16 protein-coding genes, 1 pseudogene and 1 CRISPR repeat array are annotated in these 17,005 nt (G+C 37.4%); of the genes and pseudogenes, 8 read left to right on the top strand and 9 right to left on the bottom strand.

From position 1 onward, the window contains the following. Nucleotides 1-87: 87 nt before the first annotated feature. A complete protein-coding gene (locus H6F47_RS22905; protein ID WP_190651164.1) occupies nt 88-963 on the bottom strand; it encodes a M48 family metallopeptidase in 876 nt (291 codons plus the stop codon). A 202-nt stretch (nt 964-1,165) separates the two neighbouring features. Between H6F47_RS22905 and H6F47_RS22900 the strand changes: the two genes are divergently transcribed. The 5 genes and pseudogenes from H6F47_RS22900 to H6F47_RS22885 form a co-directional block, all read left to right on the top strand. Then, the gene (locus H6F47_RS22900; protein WP_190651163.1) at nt 1,166-2,728 is read left to right on the top strand and encodes a hydantoinase B/oxoprolinase family protein; all 1,563 of its coding nucleotides are present in this window, start codon (nt 1,166-1,168) and stop codon (nt 2,726-2,728) included. Nucleotides 2,729-3,210: 482 nt separating this feature from the next. Further along, entirely contained in the window at nt 3,211-3,579 is a 369-nt protein-coding gene (locus H6F47_RS22895) for a pentapeptide repeat-containing protein (RefSeq protein WP_096565005.1), read from the top strand. Then, nucleotides 3,560-3,682, top strand: a complete 123-nt coding sequence (locus tag H6F47_RS28660; protein ID WP_265586260.1) for a hypothetical protein — start codon at nt 3,560-3,562, stop codon at nt 3,680-3,682. Before H6F47_RS22895 ends, H6F47_RS28660 begins: the two co-directional genes overlap by 20 nt. Before the next feature lie 91 nt (nt 3,683-3,773). After that, nucleotides 3,774-3,962 carry an element excision factor XisH family protein gene (locus H6F47_RS22890; protein WP_347239104.1) on the top strand — a complete coding sequence of 63 codons (189 nt, stop codon included), beginning with the start codon at nt 3,774-3,776 and terminating at the stop codon, nt 3,960-3,962. Continuing rightward, nucleotides 3,950-4,282, top strand: a pseudogene (locus tag H6F47_RS22885) (XisI protein); the annotation flags it as partial. The gene H6F47_RS22890 and the pseudogene H6F47_RS22885, both read left to right, overlap by 13 nt. Next, nucleotides 4,283-5,347: direct repeats of the CRISPR family, unit length 37 nt; unit sequence GTTTCAATCCCTAATAGGGATTATTTAATGTTGCAAC. Between the two features lie 241 nt (nt 5,348-5,588). Here H6F47_RS22885 and H6F47_RS22880 read toward each other — a convergent pair. Both H6F47_RS22880 and H6F47_RS22875 read right to left on the bottom strand, forming a co-directional pair. Then, on the bottom strand, nt 5,589-6,404 hold the full coding sequence (locus tag H6F47_RS22880) for a DUF1838 domain-containing protein (protein ID WP_190651162.1): 816 nt from the start codon (nt 6,402-6,404) through the stop codon (nt 5,589-5,591). A gap of 209 nt (nt 6,405-6,613) precedes the next feature. Beyond that, on the bottom strand, nt 6,614-7,645 hold the full coding sequence (locus tag H6F47_RS22875; protein ID WP_190651161.1) for a VOC family protein: 1,032 nt from the start codon (nt 7,643-7,645) through the stop codon (nt 6,614-6,616). A 367-nt stretch (nt 7,646-8,012) separates the two neighbouring features. Between H6F47_RS22875 and H6F47_RS22870 the strand changes: the two genes are divergently transcribed. Then, entirely contained in the window at nt 8,013-9,710 is a 1,698-nt protein-coding gene (locus H6F47_RS22870; protein WP_190651159.1) for an NYN domain-containing protein, read from the top strand. A 257-nt stretch (nt 9,711-9,967) separates the two neighbouring features. Here the strand turns inward: H6F47_RS22870 and H6F47_RS22865 are convergent, their stop codons facing one another. The 4 genes from H6F47_RS22865 to H6F47_RS28180 form a co-directional block, all read right to left on the bottom strand. Further along, entirely contained in the window at nt 9,968-10,636 is a 669-nt protein-coding gene (locus tag H6F47_RS22865) for a hypothetical protein (protein WP_190651157.1), read from the bottom strand. Between the two features lie 23 nt (nt 10,637-10,659). Beyond that, nucleotides 10,660-11,298 carry a hypothetical protein gene (locus tag H6F47_RS22860; RefSeq protein WP_190651155.1) on the bottom strand — a complete coding sequence of 213 codons (639 nt, stop codon included), beginning with the start codon at nt 11,296-11,298 and terminating at the stop codon, nt 10,660-10,662. A 1-nt stretch (nt 11,299) separates the two neighbouring features. Continuing rightward, a complete protein-coding gene (locus H6F47_RS22855) occupies nt 11,300-11,746 on the bottom strand; it encodes a hypothetical protein (protein ID WP_190651154.1) in 447 nt (148 codons plus the stop codon). A gap of 83 nt (nt 11,747-11,829) precedes the next feature. Further along, complete coding sequence (locus tag H6F47_RS28180) at nt 11,830-13,857, bottom strand: protein kinase (RefSeq protein WP_242027477.1); 2,028 nt, start codon at nt 13,855-13,857, stop codon at nt 11,830-11,832. Between the two features lie 181 nt (nt 13,858-14,038). On the opposite strand from H6F47_RS28180, the gene H6F47_RS22845 reads away from it, so the two are divergent. Continuing rightward, a complete protein-coding gene (locus H6F47_RS22845; protein WP_190651152.1) occupies nt 14,039-14,371 on the top strand; it encodes a DUF433 domain-containing protein in 333 nt (110 codons plus the stop codon). A gap of 138 nt (nt 14,372-14,509) precedes the next feature. Here the strand turns inward: H6F47_RS22845 and H6F47_RS22840 are convergent, their stop codons facing one another. Both H6F47_RS22840 and H6F47_RS22835 read right to left on the bottom strand, forming a co-directional pair. Continuing rightward, nucleotides 14,510-15,070: a Uma2 family endonuclease gene (locus H6F47_RS22840; RefSeq protein WP_190651150.1), complete on the bottom strand. Its 561-nt coding sequence runs from the start codon at nt 15,068-15,070 to the stop codon at nt 14,510-14,512. A 76-nt stretch (nt 15,071-15,146) separates the two neighbouring features. Then, nucleotides 15,147-16,349 (bottom strand): phosphoglycerate kinase, encoded by a 1,203-nt coding sequence (locus tag H6F47_RS22835; RefSeq protein ID WP_190651148.1) that lies wholly within the window; start codon nt 16,347-16,349, stop codon nt 15,147-15,149. Between the two features lie 89 nt (nt 16,350-16,438). Between H6F47_RS22835 and H6F47_RS22830 the strand changes: the two genes are divergently transcribed. Further along, a complete protein-coding gene (locus H6F47_RS22830) occupies nt 16,439-16,846 on the top strand; it encodes a universal stress protein (RefSeq protein ID WP_137666379.1) in 408 nt (135 codons plus the stop codon). The last annotated feature ends 159 nt before the right edge of the window (nt 16,847-17,005 follow it).

Raw genomic sequence — 17,005 nt, 5'->3', positions numbered from 1 at the left:
ATCTAAAATTTTCTTCACCAGTCCCCAGTCACCAGTCACCAGTCACCAGTCCCCAGTCCCCAGTCCCCAGTCCCCAGTCCCCAATATTTACCAATTTCTCCATCCTCCCTTGGGTGCGGTTTCAGTTTCTCCTTTAAAACCGTGATTTTGCATAAGTATATGGTATTCCGTACTACTTGCCCATCGATCAATTTCCCTGGCTCGCAATACGGGTACTGGGTGGCTTAACTGGGCAGTGCGGGCTTCTTTCACCATTACACCCAGTTCCGTGTTACTGATGTCATCATAAGCACGGGCTTGGGCAACAAAAGCATCAAGATTTAATTGAGGTGCTAAGGTGGGAGAACCACCAGCTAACTTCATTAACACAGACATGACAACTTTGGGGTTTTGGGTAGCTAACAAAGCAGCGCGATCGCAAGTAAACTCTGCACAACGTACCCATTCTAATAACTGTGCTTGTAATGTTTGAGCTAAAACCGCACCCACATTAGGTAAAATTGCAGCTGCTAAAATGAGTAAGTTCACAGGTGTTAAATAAACACTATGATCGCATTTGAGATGTCCTAACTCATGGGCAATAACCGCTTGTATTTCTTCTGGTGTGAGCATATCAATTAAAGAAGTATGCAACACCACAAATGGCTGTTTACCCCGCATGGCAAAAGTATAAGCATTAGGAGCGGGATGTTGACGCACGTATAGTTGAGGTGGTTCAATATCTAAAATATTGCAAGCGTCTAATAATAAATTGTGTAAATACGGTAATTGTTTTTCACCCACCAAGACACTAGCAGCAATATTTTCTACATAAAAAACCTGTTCTGCCATTGGACCTAGCCAATTTCTGACCATCATATCTATACCAGGAATTTGCTTGAGAGTTTTTGTAGCTTCCAAGTCTAGAGGATGACGGAATGAGTCAGCTTTTAAACCAATTAGAGCAGTTTTAACTAAAGACATAATGATGGCAATCAATAAAAAATATTATTCCCACAGATAGTATAGCGATTAGGATAGCGATTTCAGACCCGTGATAAAACCCAATACTTGTGGGTACAGGTGATCGCCTCAAACTCACTCCTGGGAGTACGGGTAACCACGGGGGTTTGCCCCTACGACTGTATCTAAAAAGATGTCAAAAATTAATTAGGAAGAAATTATCATGTACAACACAACTCAACCTGATCCAGTTCGTTTAGAAATATTCAAAAATCTCTATCAATTTATCGCCGAACAAATGGGAATTGTGCTGCAAAACACAGCAGCATCAGTTAATATTAAAGAACGGCTAGATTTTTCCTGTGCGATTTTTGATAGTTCTGGTTTATTAGTTGCTAATGCTCCTCATATTCCTGTACACTTAGGCTCAATGAGTGAAAGTGTCCGCAGTTTAATTAATGATGTTGGGGACACAATCAAACCAGGAAATGTTTATTTATCCAATAACCCTTATAACGGTGGAACACATTTACCTGATGTCACAGCTATTACTCCTGTATTTTTAGGAACTAACATAGGAAATAAAAACAATATTCCCAGTCCTATATTTTATGTTGCTTCACGTGGACATCAAGCGGATATTGGTGGTATTACTCCCGGTTCTATGCCTCCTCATAGTACCACAATTTTAGAAGAAGGAATTATTTTTGATAATTTTCTCTTAGTGCAAGAGGGAGAATTTCAAGAAACAGCAATCAGAAATTATTTGTTAAATCATCCCTATCCTAGTCGTAATCCTGACCAAAATATAGCAGATTTTAAAGCTCAAATTGCTGCTAATGAAAGGGGAGTACAAGAACTGCTAAAAATGGTTGAGCAATATGGACTAGAAACTGTTAAACTTTATATGCAGTTTGTTCAAGATAATGCAGAAGAATCTGTGAGAAGAGCAATTGATGTTTTAAAAGATGGGTCATTTATTTATGAAATGGATAGCGGTGCAAAAATTGAAGTTAATGTAAAAATCAACAGAGAAACCCGCAGTGCCAAGATTGATTTTACTGGAACATCTGCACAATTAAATAGTAATTTCAATGCCCCCAAAGCTGTAACTCAAGCGGCGGTTTTATATGTCTTTAGAACTTTGGTTGATGATAATATTCCCCTGAATGCTGGTTGTCTCAAACCTTTAGAAATTATTATCCCTCAAGGTTGTATGTTAAACCCAACTTATCCCGCAGCAGTAGTAGCAGGAAATGTAGAAACTTCCCAAACAATTGTTGATGCTTTATATGGTGCTTTGGGTGTGATGGCAGCTTCCCAAGGAACAATGAATAATTTTACTTTTGGTAATCAAAAATATCAATATTATGAAACTATTTGCGGTGGTTCTGGTGCAGGAATAAATTTTGATGGTACTGATGGGGTTCATACTCACATGACTAACTCCCGCTTAACTGATCCTGAAGTTTTAGAAACTCGTTATCCTGTGCAAGTGGAAAGTTTTGGTTTGCGTTCCCATAGTGGAGGGAAAGGAAAATATTGCGGGGGTGATGGGGTGATCCGTCGTATTAAATTTTTAGAACCAATGACTGCTAATATTCTCTCTGGCCATCGTCTGGTTCCTCCCTTCGGTTTAAATGGTGCTGAAGCGGGAAAAATAGGACGCAACTGGGTACAAAGACAAAATGGCACTGAGGAAATTTTAGGTAGTACCGCTACTGTAGAGATGCAACCAGGGGATATTTTTGTGATCGAAACTCCAGGAGGAGGAGGTTGTGGTTAAATGAAGCTACACAGGCAAAACCTGCCTACGCGGGTTATGTTTTCCACCAGTGTCAGTTCATAAACTGTCACTCTCTACACTGGCTATTTGGTGTCAAAAGAGATATTCTTATCTGATGCAAGGAGTGATACCACTTCACTCATGTTTGTTACAGGTTATCTTAACAGTGCTTTCCCTAATAGCAGTGTAGAAGATTTAATCGGTTGCATACGATGAAATGGTATAAAGTTATACGGGGGGTGCCTGAGTAAGCAAAAAGGACTCAGGCGCTTTTTCGTGTATAAAAAAAATGGTGATTTTTCTGGTATCAATTTGTTCGTTTGTAATGGTACTGGAAAAGATGGGAAAATACAGGGCAGGGTGCAAGGGGAGAAAAGTTAGAGTTTTCCTCTCTCTATCAATAGCGGATTAGCGGTTTTTGTGGTTAAATGATAGGTAGGAACAGAAATCACTGTGTCGTTGCTAAAGGCAGTGAAATATAGATGGATGCGGAGGATATTAAACGGCGCTATGCCGCTGGAGAGAGATATTTTCTATCTGCTCACTTGGTTGGAATCAAGTTGATTGATGCTTATTTACCGGGAATCAATTTGTGGGGAGCAGATTTAAGTGATGCTAATCTCGCTAAAGCTAAACTTTGGGGTGCAAATTTGAGTAGGGCAAATTTAGCTGATGCTAATTTGACTAGGGCTAATTTGTGTGGCGTTAATCTCTCTGAAGCTAATCTTCGGGGTGCGAGGCTGCACTATACTAAGTTATATGGTGCGAATTTGAAGGGCGCTTGTTATGATGACAGCACGCGCTTTTCTAAGGGTTTTGATCCCGTTAGTCATGGTATGCGGAAGTTGTGAAACTTTGGTTTTATTGTTGGTGATGGGGATAAATTGGGCGATCGCATTCTCTTGGATGATAGGAGGGCGATCGCACACAACTTTATTTTTATTATTGGGGTAAAACCTTCTTTTAGTGTCAGTTTTATGATCAATTAGTTAATGTCCTAACCAACCTATCCACCGATATAAAATTTTAACCCAAAATTCAGCAATTGAGCAATCCACTTTTGCTAGTTTCAATTTATCTAACCTTTGGACTAAGATACTTCCCAGAGGTACCAATAGGTGTTTATGAATCTTTTTTTAAGCGGGAATTTGCCCAAATTTCAATAGAGAGATATCAGATTAAACAAATTATTTATGACCCAATTGAAGAGGTAATTTTACAATGGATACCATAGCATCTTATCGCAATATCATTCAGTCGTTGTTGACTGCTTATGCTGCCATCCCAATAGCCAATGGTAAGATTGATTGTTACACTGTTTTTGATACTAAACAAGATCATTACCAAGTCATGAATGTTGGATGGGATGGCCATCGGCGTGTCTATGGTTGTGTTTTACATTTGGATATTAAAGAGGGAAAAATCTGGATTGAGCAAAATATGACGGAAATGATGGTGGCTGAAGAACTTGTAGCGCGAGGAGTTGCAAAGGAAGATATTATTTTAGGTTTTCAAGCTCCTGAAATGCGGGAATATACAGACTATGGAGTTGCTTGATTGTATCTTCATCACAATTATTTCATGTTGCAACTTTGCAATTTTATAGATTGATTTTGGGTACTATCTCCAGTTTCAATCCCTAATAGGGATTATTTAATGTTGCAACGGGACTTTCCGCATAAAATATGGGATGTGGGAAGATTTTAGTTTCAATCCCTAATAGGGATTATTTAATGTTGCAACGTGGGGCAGCACATTAAAAACTCCGGTGAAGTTGCATTAGTTTCAATCCCTAATAGGGATTATTTAATGTTGCAACTCTAAATTATTGGCAGAAATTGAAACTTTGAAAAGTGTTTCAATCCCTAATAGGGATTATTTAATGTTGCAACGATTTATAGACAAAATACCCACTATTAGCACTAATGTTTCAATCCCTAATAGGGATTATTTAATGTTGCAACGGCGAGCTTGACTGCAAAGCCATGCTAGGTTTTAGTTTCAATCCCTAATAGGGATTATTTAATGTTGCAACTAGCTTAGGAAATAAGCCACTTGTGGGGATTATAAGTTTCAATCCCTAATAGGGATTATTTAATGTTGCAACCGACAATGGTTGCACAATTCAATACCACCACCAAAGTTTCAATCCCTAATAGGGATTATTTAATGTTGCAACCGGGTTTTACAAAAAGTTCAAATCTTTACCATTAGGTTTCAATCCCTAATAGGGATTATTTAATGTTGCAACTTAAATGGCGCTATCTTGGTATTTTAGTACACCAAAAAGTTTCAATCCCTAATAGGGATTATTTAATGTTGCAACTTTGGCATATACTTGAATGGGTAAAATTCTTTTAAGTTTCAATCCCTAATAGGGATTATTTAATGTTGCAACAATTATCGAGTTATTAGGTATTAAGGAAATCGTCGTTTCAATCCCTAATAGGGATTATTTAATGTTGCAACCTACAGTGTAAGGATTATAGCGATTTATGATGAAAAAAATCGTTTCAATCCCTAATAGGGATTATTTAATGTTGCAACCTTGTTTACTTCTTCTGCACTGGGATTATCAAAATGTTTCAATCCCTAATAGGGATTATTTAATGTTGCAACAGCGGCATCCTGGAAGCCTAGATATATGTAGTTTTCAAGATTCGGTTGCGCGGATGTTCTAATGATAGTCCATTTCAGGAATTGCGTCAAGAGGGAAAAACGTTGAAACCAAGACAGGGTAAGGTGCGCGGGTGGTTGTTCTACACAAATAACTCCCAATCCTTGCATAGAGAGAGATCCAGGCATTTTTTTCAACACCTCAAAATTTACACCCACCCATCCGCGCATTTCGGGCTACAAACTAACCTTCCTCCGCTGGTGGTAAAGGAAAAACTTCCCCAGCCAAATAATCAGAAAAATGCTTCTGAAAATATAACCAAGAAGTCATATCTTCCCCTTCCATAAAAGCATTCGGCGCTTGCTTATACAAAGGCACACGGTTATTAATTTCCGCTTGTAACAGTGGGGGTAACTCTGTAAAACCGCCCACCTTGCCACCAATAGCACTATATATAAGTTGTCCTGGTTGTTCACCCATCTTCATCCAAGGCAACCATTGACCAATTCTATCCCAACTTAATTTTAATTCTGTAACGGAATTAAGTTCTGAGTTGAGCAAATCTGCACTCTTGACAGTAATTTTAAATAACTCAGCCGCTTGATAAGTTGGAGATGGACTGTAGGAAGCAAACTGGGGATCTTTTGCCAAAGGGTTGGGATAATGGGGAAACAGATCAAAGACAAAGGTAGTATTTTCACCTTCCACCTGTACAGGCAGTTTACCTTTAAACTTACCTTGTACGGGATTATTAGCTACGTGCATCACCGTCACAGTTTCCCCAGTCCAGGGATTTTCCCATTTTCGTAAAATTTCATCTGTTTCTGGGTTGAGGTAATAAGTCAGTTCCCTAGAAGTAAAATCCCAACGACCTTCCGCAGTGGGAATACACCGACTTACACTCATACCGATAATTTTAAATAAAAGTTGTCGCTTTTCCCCAGGGACAAAACTATAAATTTTACCTGTCCAAACTAAAAAAGTAGATTCATTAGCATCTAAGGAAGAACGAGTTTTCACCCATTGTTGGGCATCAACTTCTTGGATGTGGGCTACCATATTCTGTATATTTTCTCCTTATGATTATAGTAGGGACTGGGGACTGGTGATTGGGGACTGGTGACTGGTGACTGGTGACTGGGGAAGAAAATTTTAGATTTTATATTTTAGATTTTAGATTGGAGTTGACAAAAACAATCCAAAATTCAAAATTCAAAATCCAAAATACATAACTCCTGACTCCTGACTCCTGACTCCTGACTCCTGACCTAACTTTTTGCTACTAAAGTCCAGAAATAACCATCTGGGGCAACAAAAGAAAAACTCATTTCTCCAAATTCATTATTTACAATATTAGTAAATTTCTGTACATTACTTGCCCGAATTTTATCAAAATAATCGTGTATTCCTTGCACCCGATAAGTGTAAAGACACATTCCTAAACTTCCTGGTTGAGCAAATGTAAAACTTGATTCTAAGGGGATATTTTCTGGAAAGCGTACAATATAAAGTCTACCACTGCGAGCTTCCATTAAGTTGGTTTGAGAAGAACGGGGATCATCAAAAGCCGTAACTATAAACTTTTCCCCTGGATGGAGGTCAAAAAAATCTCGTCCTGCAAAAGAAGATTCATAGCTGGTTTCTATATCATCTCGCACACGCAACAAACCCAAAACTTCTTCATAAAACCGCAGGGTTTCTTTGCTGTCGTCTTGAACTACTAACCCCAAATGGGTAAACTGACTGGTGCCAAAAGGTGCATTGTGATTTATTTTGCCATAGTAGGGCATGACATAACCAAAGCGTTGAAATAACACCTGTCGCGTTAAGGGTTGCAGCAGTAGCATTTCTCTCACTCCCACTGCTGGATCAACAAAGGGACGGTTTTTGTGTTCTTTTTGATAAATGACTTCCCAGTAAGGGTAAGTATATCTAATTGTATGACCTGCGGCTCTGGCATTTTCCGCATGATTTAAAATCCCTAATAAATCAGCAGTTAAAGCCGTAGTCCAGCGATTACCCTTGATTTTCATGGAACTGATACCCAAACCTTGATTTATGGGATTTTCCCAAGTCATCAATCTGATTAAACCATGATCTGCATCTTGGTGATTAAGACGAATTGCTTTTAAAGAGGAGTTTACCCCATATAATTGATACGCTGTTTCTGCGTTTAATTCTCCCACTGATCCAATACGATAACCAAATTGTTGCCAATATTGAATTGCTAAAATCGGCTCTGAAACGCCAATACAAACTTCATAGATACCTTCAATTGTCGTGGTTTTTGCTTGAGTCATGGTTCAATCAATTTAGGTGTAAACTGTTAGTACATAGGCAAAGTCGGGAACAGTGGAAAGCCAGCCCGGAAAGCGAACTAAATGCGATCGCTTAAAAAGTTCACCAATCTTTGGGCTTTTCCTATGAAGTGTCAGCAGCGAGAGAATATCAAGTGCGGAAATTTCCCCAAAAGTAGACTCACACTTTTATACTATTTGAGAGATGTTCCCACATCTAAAACTGTAAACTTGATATAAATTAGATATAAATTAGGTATAAATTAGGTATAACCTAAATATACATTAGGTATAAATTAGATTTTTGATAGATTTTTGAAGAATAATTTACGCATTTTCCTCAAGGATGCTTTACTATATTGTATAAGTTATGTCAAATCATGAGCGATCGCTTACTACCTCTGATTCTGCTTTATTAAATCAAATAGTCTCTCAGGTCTGCCAAACCATCATTACTATTCAACAACAGCAGCCAGAATTATTAATGGAAAAGTACAGAAAAGTCCAATGGCAAAAAACAGCTAATCAATCTGCTTTGAGTGCTAAATTTACAGAATTACTCAGTCAAACTCGCAGTAGGGAAGAACTAATAAATAAGCTACAACTATATTTAAAAGCTTTCCTAGTTCCCGCAGCTTTAAATGTACCAATTATATCAGAATTAATTGCTGAAATTAGAAATCACAATCCTGTTATATCTGATTTAAATAGCTGTTTAAATTCTACATTGTTTCCTGCTTTAGTACCAGTAGGAATAGGGGTTTTACTTTTAGATGCGGAAAATTTACAACTTAATATCAATACAGAAAAATTTTTAGGAACTATTTGTCAATGTCCAATTCAAGTGAAAATTGCCTTTGCTAATTGGAGTAATCGCGGTAAACTAGATGTAGAATTACATGAACGTGGCTATGATTTGATTCATGTTCCTGCTGGTAGGGATAATGCAGATGGAAAAATGATTGCTTTTGGTTCTTCTATTCATGAACTTTATCCCAAAGCTAAAGAAGTTTTTGTTTGTTCATCTGATAAGGTAATGACTAATTTATGCAACAATTTACAGCAACATGGGTTAACAGTATATCAAGTCAGTCAGCACGGGGAAAATATCAATATCTTCAATAATGCCACAGGTGAAACTATTATCAATAGCATTAAACCCTTACCAGAAATACCATCTATTGATCAATTTGTTCTGCAAGTTAAACATTTAATTAAAGAAGAACAAAAGCAAACAGCTAATTATTGGATTAAACTCTCTCAAATTTCTAAATTATATAAAACGAAATATCAAATAAATATTAGTAATGTCATTGCTAAATATTTACCAGGTAAACGAGCGAGAGATATTTTTATTAGCTATCCAGCAGATTTTGTGATTCATCAAGTTGATGATGTAGGAGAATTATACATCACGCTTTTTGAACAACAACATTTTTCCCAAAAAGAAGATATTAATCCAGCAGAAAATAATAAAAACTCTCAGGTTAAAAATAACTTATTAGCTAATAGTTTAACCACCAAATTAGATTTAGAAAAGGCAATAAAAAATATTTGGTCAGAGTTAAGCAAAGAATCTAAAAATGAAAGTTTTGATATTACTATTTTAGCCAGTAAATTTAAGCAAAAATATGGTAAACCGATTACTGAACAAATGAAAGAGTTACAAATAGGTGGTACATTTGCCAAGTTTTTACAATCTTGTAGTGATTTTCAAGTTCAACTCAAAGATAATAAATGGCAAGTAAGTAAACTTAATTCTCCCAGCCCTGCATCTGTGTTATCATCTGTTTCATCAACTAAGATCAATTCTGCTGCTGACTTAGAAAAAGCACTAAAAATGATTCTTACAGAGTTAACGAAAGCAGCAAACAACAACTATGTTGATATTGGGATTTTAGGAATTAAATTTCATCAACAATATGGTAAACCTATTACTAAGCAAATGAAAGAGTTACAGATTAATGGTAGTTTTATCAAATTTTTACAGTCTTGTAGTTCTTTCCAGATCCAGCAGAAAGGAAATAAATATAAAATAGTACCATCTGTCACCATGACATCAGGATAAGTATATTATACCTCTCAGAAAAAAATGTAGGGACAATTCATGAATTGTCCCTACCAAAAATTAATCAGATAAATATTCCTAAAGATAACAGAATAGAACAAGGATTTTACCAGGATTCCAGGTCATAACATCAGCTAATGTATAAATGTTTTATTGACTAGAGTTGAGTTTTTTCAACACCCAATATGTAGGATGGTTTCATGTACAAAACCTAAGCACTTTTCAAACGTTGAAATTTATTCATTTTGTACCAACCACTACTTAGTAATAATAACTTGAGTCACTTCCGACCATCTTGACCATACTGAATCAGGAATTGTTAGTATATATCTATAGCGATATGTAGTTATATTTCCTTCTCGCTTTGGATTATTCCCTCCATCTTCAAAAAGAACCTGAGAAGCAATAGTGACTCCATCTACATCCTTAAATACAGCACTAAACTCTACTCCTAGTTTAAAATTGAAGCAAACTCTGCTGCCATCAGAAAGTTGAGAACCTCCAAAACAGTTAATTTTCTCATCAACAATCCACTCTACCTGTTTATTAGAATCATCATATCTAGCTCCTGATTTCAAAATATATTGTATTTCTCGATCGCTGTAAGTTTTTCTAGAATTAAAAACACTATAATCCCATTTTGGATCTGATAAACGCAGAGTAGGTTCAGGAATAAAAGGCGGTTCAGGTGTAGGAGTTGATGTAGGTGTTGGTTCAGGTGATGGTGATGGTGTTGGTGTTGTTATTGCTTTAGGTGATGGCGATGGTTCAGAAATACTTGGAGAATAAGTCGGTTGCTGACGATTTAATTGTGCTTCTAGACTGCTAATTTTTCTTTGCAGATATTCAACTCTTTGATCGTCGGTTTGGGGACGAGAAGCCCAAGCAGCAATAACCGAGCAAGCCAGCATAACAGCAGCCCACATTGGCCATGGGATTTTTGATTCACTCATATCCGACCTCTGAGAACTTTTACCATAGCTACTTCTGACCATTTTTCCCAAATACTATTGGGAACTCTTAAAGTATATCGTCTTCTGTTGCCTTGACCTTCTTCATCAAGGTTTTTTTCTTCTAAAATCACACCAGAAATATCTATAAATTCAGCCCTAAAGCCATTAGCTAATTCTATTTTTACTAAAGAATTATTGATGTCAATTTGTACAGGAGGAGCATTTTCTACTAGAGGAATTGAATATTGTACAATCCACTCTACTTGTTTATTCTGTTGATCAAATGCAGGTTCTTGGATCAGCTTATACGAACCTTCGTATGACCCGTCTTGTGTTTTTATGTCAGAGTTAAAAACACTATAATCCCATTTTGGATTTGATAAATTTGGAGTTGGTTCAGTAGTAATAGTAGGAGTTGGTGCAGGTATTGCTTTAGGTGATGGCGATGGTTCAGAAACACTTGGAGAATAAGTCGGTTGCTGACGATTTAATTGTGCTTCTAGACTGCTAATTTTTCTTTGCATATCTTCAACTGTTTGACCATCGGTTTGGGGACGAGAAGCCCAAGCAGCAATAACCGCGCAAGCCAGCATAACAGCAGCCCAAATTGGCCATGGGATTTTTGATTCACTCATATCAATCAAGTACAAATATAGTTTCAACTGAACCACCACTAAATCTATAATACTTCTGCCCTGTAGTCGGAATTGTTACAACATCTTGATCATCGCACTTTTGCCAGCCTCCTTGGTGTGGACTATATATACGAGTGTATTGATTTTGAATTGCGATACATTTTCCCGTTGATACAGGGATAAAGCAATACCCATCTTGATATATAGCACCTGATATGCTAGGCTCAACCGCATTTTCTGAGCATTCATACTGGCGACGAGATTTATTAGTTTCTCCAGGTGTAGGAGTTGATGTGGGGTAATTTATTGAACTTTGAGTTTCTCCAGGTGTAGGAGTTGATGTAGGTGTTGCTTCTGGTGGTGTTGGCTGGTTATTTTGTGTTGCACAAGAAAAAAGTATAATTGATAATCCAAGGATAGGAATAAAACGCAAATTTTTCTTAGCCATATTGATATTCTCCTTATCTTAGAAATTTAGTCATTATTCAGTTTTAAAACAAGTTAGGCTTTCGAGATCCTACAGCTATAAATTCACTTTTCTAAAACGAATCTAACACTTCCCATAACAGCATTAAATTGATAATATTTCTCCCCTGTTCCTGGATCTTCGATAGTAATACTATCTCCGTCACAACTCACTAATCCTGTTGGTCCGACAGTTGTGCCAATACGTTCATAGGGATTTCCTCCTCCTCTTGCTACACATCGTCCTGATGAAATTGGTACAAAACAATCCCAATCACGGGTTTTAGAACCCGATATGCTAGGCTCAAGTCTAACTCCCTGATCAACTCCAAGAAACTTACATACATATTCACGACGAGATTTATTAGTTGCTTCAATCGCAGGTGTTGATGCAGGGTAATTTGTTGGACTTGAAGTGGGTTCAGGTGTAGGAGTTGATGTAGGTGTTGGTTCAGGTGATGGTGTTGGCTTGTTCAAATCTTCAATTATCGCAACTACTTTTTCCTTTTTTGACTCATAACTGTTTTTCAAATTAGTAACTGAAATAAAAACATCAGAAGGAATATCATTTAAAATCGCCAGTACCTTATCCCATTTCTCCTTAACCGCTTCATAGTCTTCAAGTTCATTAGCCTTTCCCATCTGTTCCTCTGCATCTTGAGCTTGTTGTTTGGCTTGGTTAATGGAGTCAATCGCTTGATTTTCTTTATCTAAACGACGTTGTATCTTGGTTAATTGACTTTGATAATCTGAAAGTTCCTTTTGGGCAGTATTGTATATCTTAGCAGATGTTGGTATAGTTTTTAGTTGAGCGATCGCATCTTGTAACTGTTCTTGAGATGCTCGTAATTCTTCCACATTCTTAGCACTTTCAAACAAATTTTGAGCAGTAACAGTTATATCTTTTGCTTGTTTGTATTTAGAACTAAATTCCTCATCAATAGCACAGTTATCTAGTGGTTTACAAATAATAGGAATATGCTCCGATTGAGTTCCTAAAAAAACTATTCCCAGTACGAAAACACCTATGGAACTCCAGGTGATTATCCGAGATGAGTTATTTGGCACAGAAATGCGACTCTTTGGAACACCTGAATTTTGCTTTGATTTAACTTGAGTAGATGATGTTTTTGATAGTGACTTTTGTTGTTGAGATGGTATTTGAGAAGATTTGCGCGAAGATTGATAAGCTGTTTTAGTTGTTAATTGTGAAGTTTTTAAAAATTGTAAAACTTCTTGAGCAGATTGATAACGGTCTTGATAATATTTTTGTAATAATTTATCTAAAACTGTGTCCAAGTCTGGGTTAACAGGTTTTTGTAAATGAACACGCCAAGTTTTCACCCATTCATAGCCATATTCTTGGTAAAGTTCCCCAGGATGAACTCCTGTTAGTAAATGAAAACAAGTCGCACCCAAACTATATAAATCACTGGCAGGATATACTTTCCCATCCCGCATTTGTTCTAAAGGTGCATAACCAAAAGTACCAATTAATGTTCCTGTTATAACTGTTCCCTGGAGTTGTTTTGATGCCCCAAAATCAATTAATATTAATTTGCCATCACTACGACGACGCATAATATTTTCTGGTTTAATATCTCGATGAATTACTTCATACTCGTGAACTACCTCCAAGGTTGTTAATAAATCTTGTAATAAGGCGCGGATTTTTAATTCTGAGAATATTCCCTGGTTTTTTAATTCTTGTAATAAATTTGCACCGTCAATGAATTGTTGTACTAAATACAAACGGTTATCTTGTTCAAAATGATCTAACAGAGTGGGAATTTGGGAATGTTCACCGAGTTTTTGTAGTTGCTGTGCTTCTTGTAAAAATAATTCCTTGGCTTTTTGGAAGGCGTTTGTACCAGTAATCTGCGGTGCAAATTGTTTAATTACGCACTGGGTGTTAAGTTTGTCAATGTCTTGTGCTAAATAGGTTTTGCCAAATCCCCCACTACCTAATGATTTAATCGGACGATAGCGATCTTTCAGTGTGACTATATCAACGTTGCAGTTAGGACAGAATTGGGTATGTTCGGGAACTGAGGGATTATGACACCCTGGGTTGAGACAACATATCTGATTCATGGCTATGTAGTGTTAGATACATTTATAATTAATATAATTAAGTATTTACAATATAGCAGAAAAAGGATCAATTTGGGAATTTCATACCTCAACTCAGCAGTGATCTGGCAAGGGAATAAGAATCACTCCTAAAAGCCTTTTGGGTAAGATATAATTAAGAAGAATCTTTGAAGGTGAAATTATGCAACTAGAAGATTATTTTGAATTTTTAGACCCAGATGATATCCGTATTAAGGGGCATAGAATCGGTATTGATGATGTGATTGATTATTACTTGCAAGGGTTTACACCTGAACAAATTTTGGAAGATTTGCCATCACTGAATTTAGAAAAAATTCATGCTACTATTACCTACTATCTCCATAATCGTGCGGAAATAGATGCTTATATGTTGCGGTTGGCTAGGTGGAGAGAACAGCGTTATCAAGAAGCTGCTGCTAATCCTTCCCCGATGATACAGCATTTGAGAGCAATAAAGGCACAACGAGAACAGGAGCGGCTTAATCTTGTATGAAGATCCGTTTCTTACTCGATGAAAATTTGTCACCAAATCTATAATACTATATCATTGGTATCTCTAGCCAAATAAGTAACACCAAAACCACCTTGACCTAATACACTTTGAATTGTGTATTTACCATTATTGAGGATTTTACCAGGATTCCAGGTCATAATATGATCTCATGTATAGATGTTTTAACTTAAAAATATCATTTTCCGATTTATATTCTCTAAAAATCCATTCACCCTCATTAGTTTTGCTATAGTGCATCACCTGATATTGATTTTGTTCTACTAAAACATATTCTTTAAATTGGGGAATAGAACGATAAAAAGTAAATTTCTCACCCTGATCATAATTTTTTGTAGACTTAGATAAAACCTCAACAATTAATAAAGGATTAGTCACAGTAGTATTATTTTTACTTGTATAACTAGCTTGACCATCAGTTACAATTACATCAGGATATGTATATTGTCTTAGTTGTGGAATCCATAAACGCATATCTGCCATAAAAACTTCATATTTTTTGCGTCTCAGGGCATATAATAAAATAGCAGCAATAGCTAGTGTAATTTTATTGTGATTACCACTTCCTCCAGTCATAGGTATAATTTCTCCATTGCGATATTCGCTTTTATAAAGTGCTTTTTCCTCTAATTCTAAATATTCTTCAGGTGTATAAGTATGTATGCGAGTTTGTACTTCCATATTGTTTTCCTTAATTCGGTTAATTGCAGAGGATGAAGGATAAAGCCTAAAACTTCATCCTTCACCCTATTAATAATTACGCTTCATCCAAAGCTGCAATACCAGGTAAAACCTTACCTTCCAACAACTCCAAACTAGCACCACCACCAGTAGAAATGTGGCTCATTTGATCAGCCAAACCAACCTTTTCCACAGCCGCTACAGAGTCACCACCACCGATAATGGTAGTTGTGCCGGTTTTGCCGATTTCTGCTAAAGTATGAGCGATCGCTTCTGTACCCGCAGCAAATTTATCAAACTCAAACACACCCATTGGACCATTCCAAATCACAGTCTTACAATCCGCTAAAGCTGCTTGGAAAACCTTCACAGAATCAGGACCAATATCCAAACCCATCCAACCATCAGGGATTGCTTCAATGGTGACGGTTTGAGAGTTAGCATCAGGAGCAAAGTTATCTGCTAACACCACATCGGTGGGTAATAGCAAAGCTACACCACGTTCTTTAGCCTTAGCTTCCAAAGACTTCGCCAACTCTAACTTATCTTCTTCTACCAAAGACTTACCAACATCCAAACCACGGGCTTTGTAGAATGTGAAAATCATTCCCCCACCAATAATCAACTTATCGCACTTTTCTAACAAAGTTTCAATCACACCAATTTTGCTGGAAACCTTAGAACCACCGATAATAGCAGCCAAAGGACGTTGAGGAACTTCAATTGCACTTTGTAAATATTGCAACTCCTTCTCCACCAAATAACCAGCTACGGAAGGGCTTAAATACTTAGTTACACCCTCAGTAGAAGCATGGGCGCGGTGAGCAGTACCAAAAGCATCATTAACATAAAAATCAGCGTTTGCTGCTAATTTTTGAGCAAACTCAGGATCATTCTTTTCTTCTTCTTTGTAAAAGCGGACGTTTTCTAATAACAGCACTTGGCCATTTTCCAAAGCTGCAACCTTAGCAGCTACATCATCACCGATGCAGTCATCAGTTTTGACCACTTCTTGTCCCAACAACTCAGAAAGACGTTTAGCGACGGGAGTTAAACGCAATTTTTCATCTACACCCTTGGGACGACCGAAATGGCTTGTTAAAATGACCTTAGCACCCTTTTGGGTCAAATCTTGGATAGTTGGTAGCGCTGCCCGAATCCGAGTATCATCGGTAATGTTGCCTTGATCATCAACAGGCACGTTAAAATCAACCCGTACCAAAGCACGTTTTCCAGAAATATCAGCAGCAGATAAACTTGCTAAACTTTTTTTCGACACAGCCAAATTCTCCTGATTATCTTTTTGTTATTGTTTGGAAAGTATCACCATCCAGATTTTACCGGAGTAAGGGGTGTGAAGATTAATTTATGTTTAAAACAGTTCTATTTCCCATTGACCAAAGTCGTGAAGCGCGAGAAGCTGCTGACGTAGTTACCAACATCGTGCAGAAATATAACAGTCGTTTGGTATTGCTGTCAGTAGTGGAAGAACCATCCCCAAATGGAGATGCTGGCGATATCATGGGTTCTCCAGAGGTGGTTGCTAAACTCCTAGAAAATGCCCAAACCTTATTTTCTCAGCAAGGTATTACGGCTGAAGTATTAGAAAGACAGGGTAAACCCGCTTTTACTATCTGTGATGTTGCTGACGAGATAGGAGCAGATTTAATTATTATGGGTTTTCGCGGACTGGGTTTAACTGATGAAGGCGCAAATGATAGTGTCACAACCAGGGTGATCAATCTTTCACCTTGTCCTGTTTTGATTGTGCCTTAGATCAGGGAACAGGTAATGGGTAATGGGTAATGGGTAATGGGTAATATTATTCCCAGTCACCAGTCCCCAGTCACCAGTCCCCAGTCACCAGTCACCAGTCCCCAGTCACCAGTCACCAGTCCCCAGTCCCCAGTCCCCAGTCACCAGTCCCCAGTCCCC

This window comes from Sphaerospermopsis sp. FACHB-1094 (assembly GCF_014696195.1).
GTDB lineage: Bacteria > Cyanobacteriota > Cyanobacteriia > Cyanobacteriales > Nostocaceae > Sphaerospermopsis > Sphaerospermopsis kisseleviana.
This window is presented reverse-complemented; position numbering and strand designations above follow the sequence as displayed.